Below are 15,731 nucleotides of genomic sequence, written 5' to 3'. Positions count from 1 at the left end.
AAGGCTCGCATGAACCGTCGCGGAACCCGCGTCCTGCGGCTGGACGCGCTGGCCAGGGTGGAGGGGGAGGCGGCCCTCCACCTGCGCGTCGAAGGGGACACGGTCGCCGAGACGCGGCTGCGCATCTACGAACCCCCGCGCTTCTTCGAGGCGTTCCTGACCGGCCGGGGACACACCGAACCCCCGGACATCACCGCCCGCATCTGCGGCATCTGCCCCGTCGCCTACCAGATGAGCGCCTGCCAGGCGATCGAGAACGCCTGCGGCGTCACGGTCGACGGACCCCTCGCGGACCTGCGCCGCCTGCTGTACTGCGGTGAGTGGATCGAGAGCCACACCCTGCACATCTACCTGCTGCACGCGCCGGACTTCCTCGGCCACGCGGACATGGTGGGACTCGCCCGCGACCAGCGCGCCGCGGTGGAACGCGGCCTGCGCCTCAAACAGGCCGGCAACGCGATCCTCGAACAGCTCGGCGGTCGCCCCATCCACCCCGTCAACGTCCGGGTCGGCGGCTTCTACCGGACACCGGCGCCGGCCGAACTCCGTCCGCTGGCGGAACGGCTGGGGCAGGCCCGGGAAGACGCGCTGGAGACCGTCCGCTGGGCGGCGGCGTTCGACTTCCCCGAGGCCCGCTGCGACCACGACCTGCTCGCCCTGCGTGATCCGGGCCGCTACGCCGTCGACACGGGGACACCGGCGGTCATGACCGTCCGGAGCGCAGGCCCGGCGCTGCGGGAGTTCGCCCTGTCCGAATTCGAACAGCACGTCCGGGAAGAGCAGGTGCCGCACTCCACCGCCCTGACGGCCCAGCTCGACGGACGGCGCTTCCTGACCGGCCCGCTGGCCCGCTACGCGATCAGCGGCCGCTGGCTGCACCCCGTGGCGGCCGAGGCGGCCCGGGACGCCGGGCTGGGTGATCCCGCCACCGGGACGATCTGCGACAACCCCTTCCGGAGCATCCTCGTACGTGCCGTGGAGGTGCTGCACGCCGTCGAGGAAGCCCTGCGCCTCATCGACGGATACGAGCAGCCTCCGCGGCCGGCCGCGGAGGTCCCACCGCGCGGGGCCGTCGGCGCCGCAGCCACCGAGGCGCCGCGCGGCCTGCTGTACCACCGCTACGCCCTCACGGCGGACGGCACGCTCACCGAGTCCCGCATCGTTCCGCCCACGGCCCAGAACCAGACCGCCATCGAGGAAGACGTACGCAGGGCCGTCCAGGCGCGTCTGGACCGCGCCGGGCCTGCCGCCGACGACGAGGAACTCACTCATCTGTGCGAACGAGTCATCCGCAACCACGACCCCTGCATCTCCTGTGCCGCTCACTTCCTCGACCTGACGGTGGAGCGCCGGTGAGCGGCCGGGTGGTGGTCATCGGGGTGGGCAACCCCCTGCGCGGTGACGACGGGATCGGCCCGGCGGCGGTGGAGGCGCTCCAGGGCCGGGTGCCGGACGGCACCGTGCTGGCGGTCAGCGACGGCGAACCAGCACGCATGCTGGACCTGTGGCGCGGTGCGGACGCCGTGGTCCTGGTCGAAGCCCTCCGTACGAGCCCGGCCCGCCCGGGTCGGCTGCACACCCTGACACCGTCGGAAGCCGCCCGCCACGCCCCGGGCGCGGCGAGCACGCACGCCTTCGGCCTGGGGGAGTGCCTCGCCCTGGCACAGGCCCTCGACCAGTTGCCGCCACAGCTCGTGGTGCACGCCGTGGAGGTGGCCGACGTCGCGCTCGGCGCAGGACTGAGCCCGGCGGTGCGGTCGGCGCTCCCCGGCCTGACCGAGCGCGTCGCCGCCACCGTGAGCCGGGCCCACGAACACCGCCGCTAGGGCCTGTTGCGAACGCGCCCTTCGCCGCGCGGCGCCCTTGACGACGCGGACGGAAACAAGCTGGCCCCGGGCGGCCGGTACGAACTGCACTTCCCGGCGACGCCCTGCCGCCGGTCGGCGCCTTCTGGTCGCTGACCGCCTACGGGGAGGACATGAACGTCATCGCCAACCCGGCCGACCGCTACTCGGTGGGCGACCGCAGCACCGGCCTGCGGTGGGACGCGGACGGGGGCTGACAGTTCATCTGCAGAGCGAGGCGCCCGCAGAGGAGCAGGAAGCCAACTGGCTGCCCACCGCCGGGGACGGCACCTGGTTCGTCGCCCTCCGGATGTACCGGCCCCGCCCCGAGGTGATCGACGCGACCTGGGAGTGCCCTGCGCTGACCCGCGTCGCCTCACACCGACGTCGGCACCGGCCACGTCGAGCCGCGGGGGCGGGGCCGAAGGTCCTTCCAAGCGGGCCCAAGCGCCCCTCGCGGCGCCCCAAGACCGGTGCCACGGTGAAATCTGCCCCACTGTGCCGCACGCGGAGGCGGCCCTTGAAAGGCGGTGGGCAAGATGTCACTTCCCCTGGTGGTGGGCGTCGACGGATCGGACTCGTGTCTGCTCGCCGTCGACTGGGCCGTGGACGAGGCCGCGCGCCACGGCGCCCCGCTCAGGCTGGTGTACGCCTCCCTGTGGGAGCGCTATGACGCCGGCCTCCCCTCGGTGGGGCCGGGGCGCCCTTCCGGACAGGTGCTGGCCGAGCACATCGTGGCCTCGGCGGCCGATCGTGCCGAACGGCGCAACCCGGACGTGAAGGTCACCACCGACATCATCCCCGAGGACGCGGTGGACGCTCTCGTCCGCGAGGGCCGGGACGCCTTCACGCTGGTGACGGGTTCGCGGGGCCGGGGCGAGGTCAAGGGACTGCTCCTCGGATCGGTCGGTCTTGCCGTGTCCGCCCGAGCGCACTGCCCGGTGATCGTCGTCCGGGGCGATCCGGCGGGGCTGGCGGGCACGCACGAGCGGATCCTGCTGGGCATCGGCGACGTCGACGACATGAGCACCGAGGCCGTGCGGTACGCCTTCCGCGAGGCCGAGCTGCGCGGCTGCGTCCTGGACGTGGTGCATGCCTGGCGCCGGCCCGCCTTCGACAGGAACGGCAACCGGATTCGCACGAGAGAGCCGGCGGACACGTACGAGGAACGGGCCGCCGCTGTCGTCGAGGCCCGGATCGGGGCCGCGATCGCCGGTCATCCGCAGGTCCGCACGCGCCCGGCCACGCCGGAGGGCCCGGCCGCCAGGGTCCTCGTGGACCGCTCGGCCGCCGCCGACATGGTGATCGTCGGGGCGCGGCGCCGGGCGAGGACCGTCGGATTCCAGCTCGGCCGCGTGAGCCACGCCCTGCTGCACCGTGCCCGGTGCCCGGTCGCCGTCGTACCCGAACGGCGGTGAACGGTTCCCGCCGGCGCGAGAGGGCCCGCAGCATGGAGGACACGGGCGCGGGACACGGCGGGCCCAGACACCGAGAGAGAGGTAGGACGCATGGACAAGGAGGCTTCCGGGCGCCGGGTGGTGGTCGGCGTCGACGGGTCGCGGTCCTCCTACGAGGCCCTGCGCTGGGCCGTGCGCTACGCCGGCCTGGTGGGCGCATCCGTGGACGCGGTCACGGTGTGGGAGCTGCCGGGCCTGTACGGCTGGTCGGGTCCCGCGGTGGACATGGACGTCGACGAGGAAGAGGCCCGGCAGAAGATGAGCCGGGAACTGACCGAGGTGCTCGGCGATGACGCCGCCGACTCGGTGCGGACCCACCTGGTGCACGGCAACGCAACCGACGTCCTGCTGAGAGCGGCCGAGGGGGCCGAGGCACTCGTCGTCGGCAGCCGGGGCAGGGGCGGCTTCGCGCGTGCCCTGCTCGGTTCGGTCAGCCAGCATGTGTCGCAGCACGCGGACTGCCCGGTCGTCATCGTGCGCTGCCGGGAGCAGTGACGCGGGGCCGGTCCAGTCCGCTGCGGCTCACTGGAAGGCCGCGTGGATCTCCTGCTCGGTCGCCTCGTGCGACACGAGCAGCAGCTCGTCGCCAGGCAGCAGCCGCACCTCGGGACCCGGCACAGTGGGCTGCCCGTCCCGTACGACGGTGGCCACCACGGTGCCGGGGGGCAGCGCGATCTCGCCCAGGGCGCACCCCGCGGCCCGGGACCTTTCGGTGATCGCGGTCTCGATGACCTCGACCCCCGCCTTGCTCAGCCGCAGCAGCGCCACCGTGTCCGTGGCGCCGGTGGCCTCCTCGATCAGGGAGATCAGCGGGGTGGCGGCGGGCACCGCCGTGTCCACGCCCCACCGCTGGTCGAAGAGCCAGGCGTTCTCGGCCTCGTTCACGCGCGCGGCGACCCGCCCCACCCCGAACCGCCGCTTCGCCAGCAGGCTGATGACCAGGTTGTCCTCGTCGCGGCCGGTGACCGCGATGAGGAGGTCGCAGGCCAGCGCGCCCGCGCTCTCCAGCAGGCCCGGCTCGCAGGCGTCCCCCACCACGAGCCGCACGTGCGCCAGGCTTTTCAGTTCCGCCGCACGCGCATCGTCGTGCTCGACGAGGGTGACGTCGTTACGGGCGGTGGACAGCACCTGGGCGATCTGGGCGCCGAGCCGGCCCGCGCCCGCGATCAGGACCTTCACGTTCCCAGCTCCTTGTCGAGGAAGCCGCTCAGCCGGCCCAGCGCCGTCGCGGCGACACCGAAGGTGACGAGGTCACCGGGCTCGGCCAGGACACCGTGTGCGGGGAGCAGCGACCGTCCGCCACGCGTGATCTCCACGACCCGGATCTCGCCGTCGACGTCGAACTCCGTGACCTGCCGGCCGGTGAGATAGGACGGCAGCCCGGAGCGGACCAGGAGTGTCTCGCCGTTGCCGAAGGAGAGCTCGGGGGTGAGGTGCCGGTGCAGCAGCATCTGGTGGATGCGGCCCACGGCCCAGCGGACGCTGGAGATGGCCGGGATCCCCAGGTCCCGGTAGACGCCGGCGCGCCGGGGATCGTGGATGCGGGCGAGGACGATCGGGACCCGGTACGTCTCCTTGGCGGTGCGCGCGCTGACGATGTTGCTGTTGTCCGCGGAGGTGACGGCGACGAAGGCGTCCGCGTGGGCGACGCCGGCCGATTCCAGCGCTGAGCGGCTGAAGCCGTTGCCGACGTGGAAGGCGCCCGGGAAACCCGGTGGCAGCCTCCGCCGCGCCCCCGCCCGGCGGTCGATGAGGTGGACGTCGTGGCCCTCGGTGACGAGCTGCGTGGCCAGGGTGGCCCCGAGCCGGCCGCAGCCCACGATGATCACTCTCATGGCCTCCCACCCTTCGGGATCGGACTCCTGCGCCGCAGCGCCCACTTGCGGAGTTCCTCGGCCGCCAGCAGCAGCGCTCCGAACGCGGCGAGGACCGCCCAGTCGCCGGGGGCCAGCGGTGCGGTGTGGAAGACCGCCTGGAGCGGCGGCGCGTAGCTGATGGCGGCCATCAGACCGATGCCGAAGCACCCGGCGGCCAGCAGCCACGGATTGCTCAGCAGACCGGCCCGGAACACGCTCTGCCGGTCGGTGCGCACGGCGAGTGCGTTGAAGAACTGGCTGACGACTATGCCGGCCTGGACCATCGTGATCGCCTCGCGGTAGACGGGGCTGTCCCGGGTGAAGTCCGCGTACGGGATGCCGGAGGCGTGGATGTGCCAGAAGAACACGGCACACACGCCCAGGGCCTGGATGCCGCCGAGGAAGAATATGCGGCCCATGACCGCGGTCGAGAAGAGCCGCTCCTGGCGGGGCCTCGGCGGGCTGTTCATGACGTCGGGTTCCATCGGCTCGGCGCCGAGCGCGAGGGCCGGCAGCACGTCCGAGCCCAGGTCGATGGCGAGGATCTGCACGGCCGTGATCGGCACCAGCGGGAACCCGGCGAAGGTGGCGGCGAGGATCGGCACGAGTTCCGCGATGTTGTGGCTGAAGAGGTAGATCAGGAACTTGCGGATGTTGCGGTAGACCGAACGGCCCAGTCCGACGGCGGTCGTGATGGAGGCGAAGGAGTCGTCGAGGAGCACCATCACCGCGGCCTCGCGGGCCACGTCGGTGCCGGAGGCGCCCATGGCGACGCCGATGTCCGCGTGCTTGAGGGCCGGCGCGTCGTTGGCCCCGTCGCCGGTGACGGCGACGACCTCGCCGCGCCGCTGCAGCGCGGTGACCACCCGCATCTTGTGCTCGGGGCTGACCCGGCACAGCAGCAGTTCGCGGGCGCCGGTCAGCAGGGCGTCGAGGCCGCTGTCGTCCATCGCGTCCAGTTCGGTGCCGGTGGCCACGGCCGGAGCCGTCTCACGCACGATGCCGACGCGACGGGCGACGGCCTCCGCCGTCAGCGGATGATCACCGGTGACCATGACGATGCGGATCCCGGCCCGCCGACAGGCGTCCACCGCGTCCCGCACCTCGGGCCGCGGCGGGTCGTACATCCCGGCGAGCCCCAGCAGGGTCAGCTCCGACTCGACGTCCGCGATCGGCGGCCGCGGCCCGGACACCCGCCGCCGGGCGACCGCCAGCACGCGCAGGCCCCGCCCGGCCATGCCGTCCGCGGCCTCGATCACACCGCGGCGGTCGGCGTCCGTCAGCGGCGTCCTCCCGTCGCCCCGCTCCACGGCCTCACAGCGGGTGAGCACCTCGAGGGGAGCCCCCTTGGCGCACGCGAAGTACGTCCCGTCGCCGTCGCGGTGGACGGTGCTCATCAACTTCCGTGCCGAGTCGAAGGGATACTCCGCCACCCGGGGCGCCCGGCGCTCCTCCTCCGCCGGGTTCAGACCGGCTTTCACCGCCGCCACCAGCAGCGCGCCCTCGGTGGTGTCTCCCAGCACCCGCCACGCGTCCCGCCCGGCGGTCCGCACCAGCCGGGCGTTGCTGCACAGAGCCGCCGCCCGCAGCAGCTCCCGTAGGGGCGCGGGGTCGGCGACCTCACCGTCCGGCGCGTACCCGACTCCCGACACGGCGTGCGGCACACCGTCCGCCCACAGCAGTACGACGGTCATCTCGGCCTGGGTGAGAGTGCCCGTCTTGTCGGTGCAGATCACGCTGGTCGAACCCAGCGCCTCCACGGCGAGCAACTGCTTGACCAGTGCGTGCCGGCGGGCCATGCGGCGCACCCCGATCGCCAGCGACACCGAGAGCGTGGCCGGCAGCCCCTCCGGCACGAGGGCGACCATCACGCCCAGCGAGAAGACGAACGTGTCGACGAACGGCTGCCCGCTGGGCACGCGCACCGCGAAGAGCAGGGCCCCGGTCGCCAGTGCCACGCCCGCGACCCGCCGCGCCATGGCCGCGACCTGCCGCTGCAGCGGGGTCTGCTGCCGAGGGGCGGCGGCCGTGAGCCGGAAGATCCGCCCGAACTCGGTGGCCGTACCGGTGGCCAGTACGACGCCCTTGCCGGTGCCTGCGACGAGGTCGGTGCCCATGAAGACGCAGTTGCGCGCCTCCAGCGGCGGCCCCGGCGGCACGGGTTCCGCGACGCGCGTGACGGGATCGCTCTCGCCGGTGAGCGCGGCGTTGTTGACGGCGGCTTCCTGGGCCTCCACCAGCCGGCAGTCGGCAGGGACCGCGTCCCCGGCCTCCAGGACCACCACATCGCCCGGCACCAGATCCCGCGCGGACAGCTCCCGCCGTTCGCCGTCCCGCAGCACCCGACAGGTGTGCGGCACCATCGCCTGGAGGGATTCCGCCGTGCGCTCGGCGGAGTACTCCTGGGCGAAACCGATGCCGGCGTTCAGCAGCACCACGCCGAGGATCGCCAGGGCCAGTTGCAGGGTGGCCGGATCCCGGGGCTGCCCCAGCCAGTAGGCGAGGAAGGTGATCGCCGAGGAGACGAGCAGGACGACCGCGAAGAGGTCGGTGAACTGGGCGAGCAGCCGGCGCCACACCCGGCGGTGGCTCGCTGCGGGCAGCTCGTTGGGGCCGTGGCGGGCCCGTCGCACGGCGATCTCGGCCGGGGTGAGACCACGCGGGGAGCTCTCCAGGGCGGCGAAGACCGCGGAAGCCGGGAGGGAGAGGACCGACGGCACGGGGACGCCGGGGCGGCCGGCGGGCGGCGCCTGCTCCGGAGCCCCGTCGCCCGCCGCCGGACCGCCGTCGCGGAGCGCGGTCGTGCTCTGCCGCGCCCGTTCAGGGCTCATCCGGGGCTCCGGCCTGCTGGGGCGGTCCCGGAGGCTCCTGCAGGACGCTCCAGGCCACCGGCCCCAGCAGGTCGGTGAACCGCCGGAACAGGTCGAGGAACAGATCGTCGATCGTCAGCACCCCCACCACCCGGCCCCCGTCCAGGACCGGAAGCCGGCGGACCCCGGTGCGGCGGAACATGCGATGGGCGGCCCCCAGATCCTCGACGGCCTCGACTGTGACGACGCGGGCCGACATCACCGCGTCCACCCGGGTGCCGGCGTCCAGGCCGCCGCCCATGCCGCGAACGGCGAGGTCGCGGTCGGTGACGATGCCCTGCAGGACTCCGTCCTCGACCACCACCACCGATCCGACGGCGCTCTCGGCCATCAGCCGGGCCACCTCGACCAGTGTGGCGTCCGGCGTCACGCACACCGGAGGAGCCGTCATCACCTCGGAGACCTTCATGGGCTCCTCCTCGCTGTCCCGTTCCGCGGGGCCGGACTCAGCGGACGTCGAGCAGTTCGGCGGCTGGCCGCCGCGGGCTCGCGGGGCCTTCGGGGCCGTGGCCGAGCCGGATGACCATCTGGACGTGACCCATCGCGGAGAGGGGGTCGCGGACGGCCCACCTGGTCTCGGGCCACTCAAGGGGCTGCGAAGTGACCGAGGCGACCAGCCCGTCCACCGTGGCCTGGAGCAGGACCCGTTCCAGTGCCTGGCCGGCCGACAGCCAGTCCGCGGGCCGGTCGTGGGCCGTGCCCAGCAGGGCGATGTTCGGCCTCCGCTCGAAGAGCGCCCAGCCGCGTCCGGGCAGCGAACGACCGACGGCGAAGTCACGCACGGGGACCGAGGAGCGGCGCTGCCGTGGACCGAAGGCCTCGGCGGCGATGCCGTCGGCTGCCCCGGCGTCGCCGGAAGGACCGGTGTGCGCCCAGCGCGCCGTCTCCTCGCGCACGTCCGGCGCCTGTGCCTCCCTGCCCTCGGCGTCGCTCACCAGCTCCAGGATCGACTGCACGTGCCACGCGCCGGGGAACAGCAGCTGTGCGCCCTCGGCGAGCGCGGCGTCCCGCAGCGTCTCCTGCACGGCGATGGGAAGCGTCTCCTCGCGGAAGGGGAAGCGGCTGGAGTGACGGCGGTGGATCGCGGGGCTCAGCCGGGCGAGCTTTTCGTCGGGGGTTCCCGTGCCGCACAGCCGTACCTCGGCGAGGAACTCCGGGCGGGCCGGGTCCGGCAGCAGCCGGACGAGCGGCGCGAGCCCGGCTGCCGCGGCGGCCGCGCGCAGGTTGAACAGGGCGGCGCCGCACCCCACGTGCAGCCCGCGGTTGTCGGGGTCGGTGCGCGGCAGCGCCCGCTCCAGGTCCGCGTACAGCCGCAGGACACCGGTGTCCCGCAGGTAGCGGAAGGTCCACGGCTGGGCGTTGTGCAGCGAGGGCGCCGCCGCGGCGTCGGCGACGAGTCCGGCGACGGTGTCCACGTCGGGGGGTTGTGCGGTCACGGCGGCTCTCCTTCGTACCGGTCTGCCGGTTCACTCGCGGGTCGGTACGGCCATGACGGGGCAGCGGGCGTGGTGCAGCACGCCCTGGCTGACCGAGCCCAGCAGCATCCCGGCGAAGCCTCCGCGCCCCCGGGTCCCCACCACCAGGCCCAGCGCATGCGCCGCGGCCTCGGTGAGCACCTGGACCGGATGCCCGACGAGTACTTCGTGGTGCAGGTCCACCTCGGGATAGCGGGCCTGGCGTCCTGCCACGGCCTCGGAGAGGAGCCGGCGGGCCTCCTGCTGCGGCTGGCTCTCGTCGAAGATCCTCAGCGGTCCGGGCTCCCAGACGAGCAGGGCCCGCAGCCGGGCGCCACGCAGGGCCGCCTCCTCGAAGGCCACGTCGACCGCGGCCGCGGAGTGCCGGCTGCCGTCCACACCGACGACGAAGTACGACGGCTCCTCGGTGACGTGTTCCGGCTCCGGCACGACCACCAGCGGACAGTGCGTACGTGCCATGACCGGCAGGGCGATGGACGAGGAGCCGAACACCTCCTGCTTCCGGCTCAGGTGACGCGATCCCAGCACGACGGCGCCGGCGTCGCGGCTCTGCTCGCGCAGCACCCACACCGGGTCGCCCTCCGCGAGCAGCGCGTCGACCTGGAGCTGCGGGTGCCGGGCCGTGACGAAGTCCACCGCCTGCCCCAGCACCTGCTGGCCGGCCTTGTGCAGGGCCTCGTTCCACTCCTCCCAGGACGGCGGGACCTCCTGCCTCCGGTAGCCCCGGGTGGGCACGCCCTCCACGTGGACGGCCCGCAGCGGAAGCCGTCTGCGGGCGGCCTCGTCGGCCGCCCAGGCCAGTGCCATCCGGTGGACGGGATCGGGATCGACGCCGACCACGATCGGCCGGCGGTCACCGTGCCAGGACATGCCCGCCTCCGGTCACGAGGTGCCGGACGTACGCGCCGGTCGCCTCCGGGCCGGTCTGCGTGTTCCTCGCTGGTGCGGGAGCGGACATCGCCCTCGCCTCCTTGACTGCGGCGGCGCGCGGGGATGCCGCCGCCAGTTCCATGGAAGGCCTTGCCGGCGTCGGCCTGCCAGGGGCCATTGGTCCCCACGGGAGTCCTGCCGGCCCTCCGCCGGCGGCATCGTCGCGACCGTGCGGCAGGGAAAGGACCTCAGGGAGGCGCGCATGGGCTCTTCGGCCCCAGCGAAGGGGATTCCGCCGCGCTGAACTGGTCGTGTCCGCGCGAAGGACCGAGCCGGGAGGTACGGCGATGACCGCACTCGCACGCAGACAGAGGTTCGCGTTCCCGGGGATGCCGGACTGGTTCGAGACCCTTCCGACCCGTTTCAGCATGCCCACGATGAGTGAGCTGTACACGGTGCGGATCGAGGACTGCACGGAGGACGACCGTTACGTGATGCGGGCGGAGCTCCCGGGCATGGCGCCCGAGGACATCGACGTCTTCATCGCCGACGGCGTACTGACGGTCCAGGCCGAACGCACCGAGAGGGATGTCACGAAGAACCGCAGCGAGATCCGGTACGGCGCGATGAGCCGCAGCGTGTCGCTGCCGGCCGGTGCCGACGAGGACGACGTCAGGGCCGAGTACACCGACGGCATGCTCACCGTCAGCGTGGGCCTGGGCGCCGAGAAGGCGGAGGCGAAGCACGTGAAGATCCGGCACGGCGACTGACGCCGCCCGGTGACGTCCGGCGGGCCTTGTCCGGGGCCCGCCGTCGGTGTCCGCACGCGAGCGTCATCGGTCGGTGCGGGTGGCGGCCCATCGGCGCCGTACCGCCTCCTCGTGTTCCGCCGCCTCCAACGCCAGCTCCACTGAGCCCAGTTCGGCCTGCAGCCGCGGGATCCAGTGTCTGCGCAGGGCACGCACCCGCCGGCGCGTCCGTTCGGCCTCGGCGGCCAGCAGGTCGGCTGCGGCCTGACGCGCGGCGAGTTCCGCCGCGGCGCGGACCGCGGCCCGATAAGCCGTCTCGGCGTGGGCGAGCGCCGTGTTGGAGGGCGTCGGCTCCGCCGGGGAGCGTACGGGCGCCGCGCACTCCACCGCTGCCGGGTGGCGGACGCCCATCAGCGCGGCCCACCGGATGTCGACGCGGGCCCGGTCGACAGGCGCCGCCCGGGCCAGCGCGCGTTCGCCGCCGAGCAGCAGCCCGCGCAGCAGCCAGGTGTCCGCGTCGGCCAGCGCCTCTTCCCACGCCCGGCGCGCCTCCTCGGCAGCGCGGCGTGCCGTGTGTTCGCGGTCCAGCAGGAGCCGGAGTTTGCGTTCGAGCAGGTCCGCTCCGCGCAGCGCCGTGGCGAGACCCCGGCGCAGCCGCAGGCGCCCGGCCCGCCCCGTCGCGGTGCGGCTCGCCCGCGGGCTCATCGCCGTTGCTCTCGCGGAGGTGGAGCGTGGGCGTCGAGCAGGTCGGCCGGGAGCATGCCGAGCTGGCTGCGCGGCAGGGTCAGCAGCACCTCCCAGGCCCGGTCCAGGGAATCGCCCAGCGACCGGTCCTCGTCGGCGCCCTGCGCGAGGAAGCGGTCCCGGAAGGCGCCCTGGAGGTCCAGGTGGCGCAGATCGGTGGCACTGAGCGCGGCGCGTCCGATCAGGTCGACGAGTTCGGCGACCTGCCGGGACCGGGCCAGCGCCGCGGTCAGCTGCGCGGCGACGGCCGGATGGTCGGCACGGGTGCGTCCCGCCCCGGTTCCCTTGCGCATCAGACGCGACAGCGAGGCCAGCGGATCGACGGGCGGGTACGTCCCCGCCGCCTGGACGTCGGCGGACAGCACGATCTGACCTTCGGTGATGTAGCCGGTCAGGTCGGGGACGGGGTGGGTGATGTCACCGGCGGGCATGGTGAGCACCGGCAGGACGGTGACCGAGCCCGGCCGGCCCCGGATCCTGCCGCAGCGTTCGTAGAGCGAGGCCAGGTCGCTGTAGAGGTAGCCGGGATAGGCACGCCGCGCGGGTATCTCGCCGCGTGCCGCGGACACCTCGCGCAGCGCCTCCGAGTAGGCCGTCATGTCCGTCATCACCACCAGAACGTGGCGGCCGGCCGTGAACGCCAGGTGTTCGGCGACGGTCAGGGCGAGCCGCGGAGTGAGCAGCCGCTCGATCACGGGGTCGTCGGCGGTGTTGAGGAACAGGACGAGTTCCCGTGCCGCGGAACGCGCGGCCAGCCCGGCACGGACGAACGCCGTGTCGGCGTGGGTGAGCCCCATCCCTGCGAACACGACGGCGAACGGCTCACCCCCGCAGGTCGCCTGGGCCGCGATCTGCACGGCCAGTTCCAGGTGCGGCAGCCCCGCGGCCGAGAACACCGGCAGCTTCTGCCCGCGCACCAGCGTGGTCAGCACGTCCACCGCGCCCACCCCGGTGAGCACCGGTTCGTTCGGCGGTTCCCGGCGTACCGGGTTGATCGGCGCGCCGCCGACCGCCTCGTAAGACCCGCCCAGCACCGGCGGCCCGCCGTCGGCCGGTTCGCCGCGCCCGTTGCAGACCCGCCCCAGCCACCCGGCGCCGACCGGGATCCGCATCGGCGACCCCGAGAAGGCGACACGGGTGCCGGCGCGGTCCATGCCGGCCGTGTCCTCCAGGACCTGCACCACCGCGAGGTCGCGGTCCACCTCCAGGACCAGCCCGTGCCGCCGTTCACCGGAGTCGAGCACGATCGTGGCGGACTCGTCCCAGCCGACCCCGCTCACCCCTTCGACGACCACGAGCGGGCCGCGCAGCTCGCGCACGCCCGTGTACTCGATCCCCGCCGGGCCGCTCACGCCGTCTCCTCGAGCCGGGCCAGCACGGTGTCGCGGGCAGCCGTCACCGGCGCCGTCTCCGCCGGGCCCGCCGCCTCGCGCGCCCGCAGCAACGGGCCGAAGTCGGCCGCCTCGACGACCTCGGCCCGGGTACCGGCGTCCACCGCCTCCAGACAGCGGTCGATCACGGCCAGCACGGCATCCACCAGGGCCGCCGTCTTCTCCGGGGAGCTGAAGGCGTCCGCCGGGGACAGCGCGTTCTGCTGTATCGCCGCCTCGCGCAGCAACCGTCCGGCCAGCACGGTGACCCGTTCCCGGGGCGGCAGAGCGGTGACGCCGACCAGTTCGACCAGGCCGGCCAGCCGGTCCGCCTCCGCCAGCTGTCGCGCGACGCGCCCGCGCCGCTCGCTCCACTCCGGGTCACCGGCACGCGCGTGCGCGTCCGACAGCGCGGCGGCGTCCCGGGAGAACGACTGCGACCAGGACACCGCCGGATAGTGCCGTGCGTAGGCCAGGTCGCGGTCCAGGCTCCACAGGCACCGCACGAACCGTTCGGTGTGGGCGGTGACGGGCTCGGTGCGGTCGCCGCCCGGTGGAGACACGGCGCCGATCACCGTGACGGACCCGGTGCCGCCGCCCAGCGTGCGCACGGCGGCGGCCCGCTCGTAGAACGCGGCCAGCCGTGAGGCGAGCGAGGCCGGGTAGCCCTCCTCGGCGGGCAGCTCGCCCATGCGGGAGGCGAACTCGCGCAGCGCCTCCGCCCACCGGGACGTCGAGTCGGCGATGAGGACGACGTCGAGACCCATGTCGCGGAAGTACTCAGCGACGGTCGCGCCCGTGTGCACGCTCGCCTCGCGCGCCATCATCGGCATGTTGGAGGTGTTCGCGATCGTCACGGTACGCTCCGCCAGCCGGCCGCCGGTCCGTGGATCGGCCAGCTCCGCCAGCTCCTCGATGACGTCCGCCATCTCGTTCCCGCGCTCGCCGCAGCCGACGTAGACGATCACGTCCGCGTCGCACCACTTGGCGATCTGCTGCAGCAGCATGGTCTTGCCGGTGCCGAACCCGCCGGGGACGGCGACCGTGCTGCCGCGGGCCACGGGGAAGAGCAGGTCCACGGCACGCTGCCCGGTGTTCAGGGGCGTGTCCGCCGGCAGGCGCCGCGCGACCGGCCGTGGCCTGCGCACCGGCCACGACTGCGCCGTGCGCACTTCGACCCCGCCCACCACGGCGAGCGGGACGTCCGGGGCGTACGCGCCGGCCGACGCGATCCGTGTGATCTCGCCCGACAGGCCCGGGGGTACCAGAAGCCGCAGCGGGACACGTGCGCCGATGTCTCCGAGGACGGCACCGGGCCCGGCCCGTTCCCCTCGTATCACCCGAGGCGTGAACGACCGCGCCGCCGTCTCAGCGGTGGCCGGCCCGCTCGTGGACAGACGATCGCCGGCGCCCGCCAGGGGGCGCAGCAGGCCGTCGAACACGCCACCGAGCAGCTCCGGGCCCAACCGCACCGTCAGGGGCCGCCCCTGGGGCCGTGCGGGGTGTCCGGGCGCCAGCCCGCCGGTGTACTCGTACGCCTGGACCGAGGCGGTGTCCCCGTGGATCGCGACGACCTCGCCCGGCAGCCTCAGGCTGCCCAGCAGGACGAGATCGTGCATGGCGACCGTGGGAGGGCAGGCGATCTCCACGAGGGAGCCGGCCACACGGAGGACGCTCGGGCCGGTGGCCCGAGCACCGTCCGCCGCGTGTGCGGGGGCGTTTCCACCGGACTGCTCCGGCTCCTTGCCGCCGGCAGTCGTCGTCACGGCGGACCCCACAGTGTCTCGGCCCGCACGCCCAGCCGGTCCAGGGCGCGGTCGGCGAGGGCGTCGGCCGACAGATCGACCCGGCGGCCGGGCGCTTCGGCCGTCACCCCGCCCTGCGCGGCGGCCGTGACCTCCGCCTCCCGCCCGAGCGCCGCTCGCGCCACGTCAGCGAGGTGCGATCGCGCCACCGCACCCTCCCGGGCCAGCGCCCGCCGCACGCCCTCTCGGACCTCGGCCTTGAGCGCCGCGTGCACCTCGGCGCGGACCGCGAGTTCCGTCTCCCAGGCCTGCTGCGCGGCCCGCACCCTCTCCCGTTCGGCCTGTCGGGCGCCGTCGGCCTCGCCGAGTCCGCGGGCCCGCGCCAGCACTGCCCCGGCTTCGGCACGAGCCGCGAGCAGGATGTCGGCCGCGTCGGAGCGTGCCCGGTCCAGGGTGGCGTCGGCCGCGGCTCGTGCCGCGCGCAGCAACTCGGCGCGGACGGGTTCCAGCTCGTCGGCCGGCGCGGTCATGAGGGCATCACCACCGTCAACGGCCGGGCCGGATCCGGCGCCGTCGCCGCGTCCCCCAGCACCTCGGCGGCCTGCGCCGTGAGGATCACCAGGCCGACCGTGCCGGGCAGCGCCCGCCAGGCCGCGCGTACGGCGTCCGGGTCCTCCGCCACGAGGACGTCGACCCCGGCCAGTGCCAGGCCGCACACCTTGGTCCGGGCGCCGATGGCGGCCACCGTACC

At 74.1% G+C, this 15,731-nt stretch carries 16 protein-coding genes and 1 pseudogene; 6 read left to right on the top strand and 11 right to left on the bottom strand.

Annotated features, from left to right (window positions below; genetic code table 11):
* The first annotated feature begins 9 nt into the window (after positions 1-9).
* The 5 genes and pseudogenes from ACFQ9Z_RS17205 (at position 10) to ACFQ9Z_RS17185 (ending at position 3,796) form a co-directional block, all read left to right on the top strand.
* On the top strand, positions 10-1,356 hold the full coding sequence (locus tag ACFQ9Z_RS17205) for a Ni/Fe hydrogenase subunit alpha (RefSeq protein ID WP_383017639.1): 1,347 nt from the start codon (positions 10-12) through the stop codon (positions 1,354-1,356).
* Positions 1,353-1,826 (top strand): hydrogenase maturation protease, encoded by a 474-nt coding sequence (locus ACFQ9Z_RS17200; RefSeq protein WP_383017636.1) that lies wholly within the window; start codon positions 1,353-1,355, stop codon positions 1,824-1,826. Before ACFQ9Z_RS17205 ends, ACFQ9Z_RS17200 begins: the two co-directional genes overlap by 4 nt.
* A 101-nt stretch (positions 1,827-1,927) precedes the next feature.
* Positions 1,928-2,517, top strand: a pseudogene (locus tag ACFQ9Z_RS17195) (DUF1214 domain-containing protein); the annotation flags it as partial.
* The gene (locus ACFQ9Z_RS17190; RefSeq protein WP_383018435.1) at positions 2,450-3,262 is read left to right on the top strand and encodes a universal stress protein; all 813 of its coding nucleotides are present in this window, start codon (positions 2,450-2,452) and stop codon (positions 3,260-3,262) included. The pseudogene ACFQ9Z_RS17195 and the gene ACFQ9Z_RS17190, both read left to right, overlap by 68 nt.
* Before the next feature lie 90 nt (positions 3,263-3,352).
* Positions 3,353-3,796 (top strand): universal stress protein, encoded by a 444-nt coding sequence (locus ACFQ9Z_RS17185; protein WP_383017633.1) that lies wholly within the window; start codon positions 3,353-3,355, stop codon positions 3,794-3,796.
* Positions 3,797-3,823: 27 nt separating this feature from the next.
* On the opposite strand, the gene ACFQ9Z_RS17180 is transcribed toward ACFQ9Z_RS17185, so the two are convergent.
* Genes ACFQ9Z_RS17180 through ACFQ9Z_RS17155 form a run of 6 tightly spaced genes read right to left on the bottom strand, consistent with a single transcriptional unit; the run spans position 3,824 to position 10,372 of the window.
* Positions 3,824-4,480 carry a potassium channel family protein gene (locus tag ACFQ9Z_RS17180; protein WP_383017630.1) on the bottom strand — a complete coding sequence of 219 codons (657 nt, stop codon included), beginning with the start codon at positions 4,478-4,480 and terminating at the stop codon, positions 3,824-3,826.
* Positions 4,477-5,136, bottom strand: a complete 660-nt coding sequence (locus ACFQ9Z_RS17175) for a potassium channel family protein (protein ID WP_383017627.1) — start codon at positions 5,134-5,136, stop codon at positions 4,477-4,479. Before ACFQ9Z_RS17175 ends, ACFQ9Z_RS17180 begins: the two co-directional genes overlap by 4 nt.
* Complete coding sequence (locus ACFQ9Z_RS17170; protein ID WP_383017624.1) at positions 5,133-7,988, bottom strand: cation-translocating P-type ATPase; 2,856 nt, start codon at positions 7,986-7,988, stop codon at positions 5,133-5,135. The genes ACFQ9Z_RS17175 and ACFQ9Z_RS17170 overlap by 4 nt, the downstream gene beginning before the upstream one ends.
* Positions 7,978-8,436, bottom strand: coding sequence for a cyclic nucleotide-binding/CBS domain-containing protein (locus tag ACFQ9Z_RS17165; protein ID WP_383017621.1), 459 nt, complete (start codon positions 8,434-8,436; stop codon positions 7,978-7,980). Before ACFQ9Z_RS17165 ends, ACFQ9Z_RS17170 begins: the two co-directional genes overlap by 11 nt.
* Before the next feature lie 37 nt (positions 8,437-8,473).
* Positions 8,474-9,463 (bottom strand): Acg family FMN-binding oxidoreductase, encoded by a 990-nt coding sequence (locus ACFQ9Z_RS17160; protein ID WP_383017618.1) that lies wholly within the window; start codon positions 9,461-9,463, stop codon positions 8,474-8,476.
* Positions 9,464-9,493: 30 nt separating this feature from the next.
* Entirely contained in the window at positions 9,494-10,372 is an 879-nt protein-coding gene (locus ACFQ9Z_RS17155; protein ID WP_383017615.1) for a universal stress protein, read from the bottom strand.
* 347 nt (positions 10,373-10,719) lie between these two features.
* On the opposite strand from ACFQ9Z_RS17155, the gene ACFQ9Z_RS17150 reads away from it, so the two are divergent.
* Complete coding sequence (locus ACFQ9Z_RS17150) at positions 10,720-11,142, top strand: Hsp20/alpha crystallin family protein (protein WP_383017612.1); 423 nt, start codon at positions 10,720-10,722, stop codon at positions 11,140-11,142.
* A 63-nt stretch (positions 11,143-11,205) separates the two neighbouring features.
* Here ACFQ9Z_RS17150 and ACFQ9Z_RS17145 read toward each other — a convergent pair whose 3' ends face one another.
* From ACFQ9Z_RS17145 to ACFQ9Z_RS17125, 5 genes are read right to left on the bottom strand one after another with little or no spacing between them, the layout of a single operon-like run.
* Positions 11,206-11,826: a V-type ATP synthase subunit D gene (locus tag ACFQ9Z_RS17145; RefSeq protein WP_383017609.1), complete on the bottom strand. Its 621-nt coding sequence runs from the start codon at positions 11,824-11,826 to the stop codon at positions 11,206-11,208.
* Positions 11,823-13,217: a V-type ATP synthase subunit B gene (locus tag ACFQ9Z_RS17140; RefSeq protein ID WP_383017606.1), complete on the bottom strand. Its 1,395-nt coding sequence runs from the start codon at positions 13,215-13,217 to the stop codon at positions 11,823-11,825. Before ACFQ9Z_RS17140 ends, ACFQ9Z_RS17145 begins: the two co-directional genes overlap by 4 nt.
* On the bottom strand, positions 13,214-15,001 hold the full coding sequence (locus tag ACFQ9Z_RS17135) for a V-type ATP synthase subunit A (protein ID WP_383017603.1): 1,788 nt from the start codon (positions 14,999-15,001) through the stop codon (positions 13,214-13,216). Before ACFQ9Z_RS17135 ends, ACFQ9Z_RS17140 begins: the two co-directional genes overlap by 4 nt.
* Positions 14,998-15,510 carry a hypothetical protein gene (locus tag ACFQ9Z_RS17130; protein ID WP_383017600.1) on the bottom strand — a complete coding sequence of 171 codons (513 nt, stop codon included), beginning with the start codon at positions 15,508-15,510 and terminating at the stop codon, positions 14,998-15,000. The genes ACFQ9Z_RS17135 and ACFQ9Z_RS17130 overlap by 4 nt, the downstream gene beginning before the upstream one ends.
* Positions 15,507-15,725: a V-type ATP synthase subunit F gene (locus tag ACFQ9Z_RS17125; protein ID WP_383017597.1), complete on the bottom strand. Its 219-nt coding sequence runs from the start codon at positions 15,723-15,725 to the stop codon at positions 15,507-15,509. The genes ACFQ9Z_RS17130 and ACFQ9Z_RS17125 overlap by 4 nt, the downstream gene beginning before the upstream one ends.
* Between the last annotated feature and the right edge of the window lie 6 nt (positions 15,726-15,731).

Origin of the sequence: Streptomyces sp. NPDC056580, from assembly GCF_042793175.1 — a bacterium.
Lineage (GTDB): Bacteria > Actinomycetota > Actinomycetes > Streptomycetales > Streptomycetaceae > Streptomyces.
The sequence above is the reverse complement of the archived record's forward strand: the minus strand, read 5'-3'. Positions and strand labels throughout refer to the sequence as shown.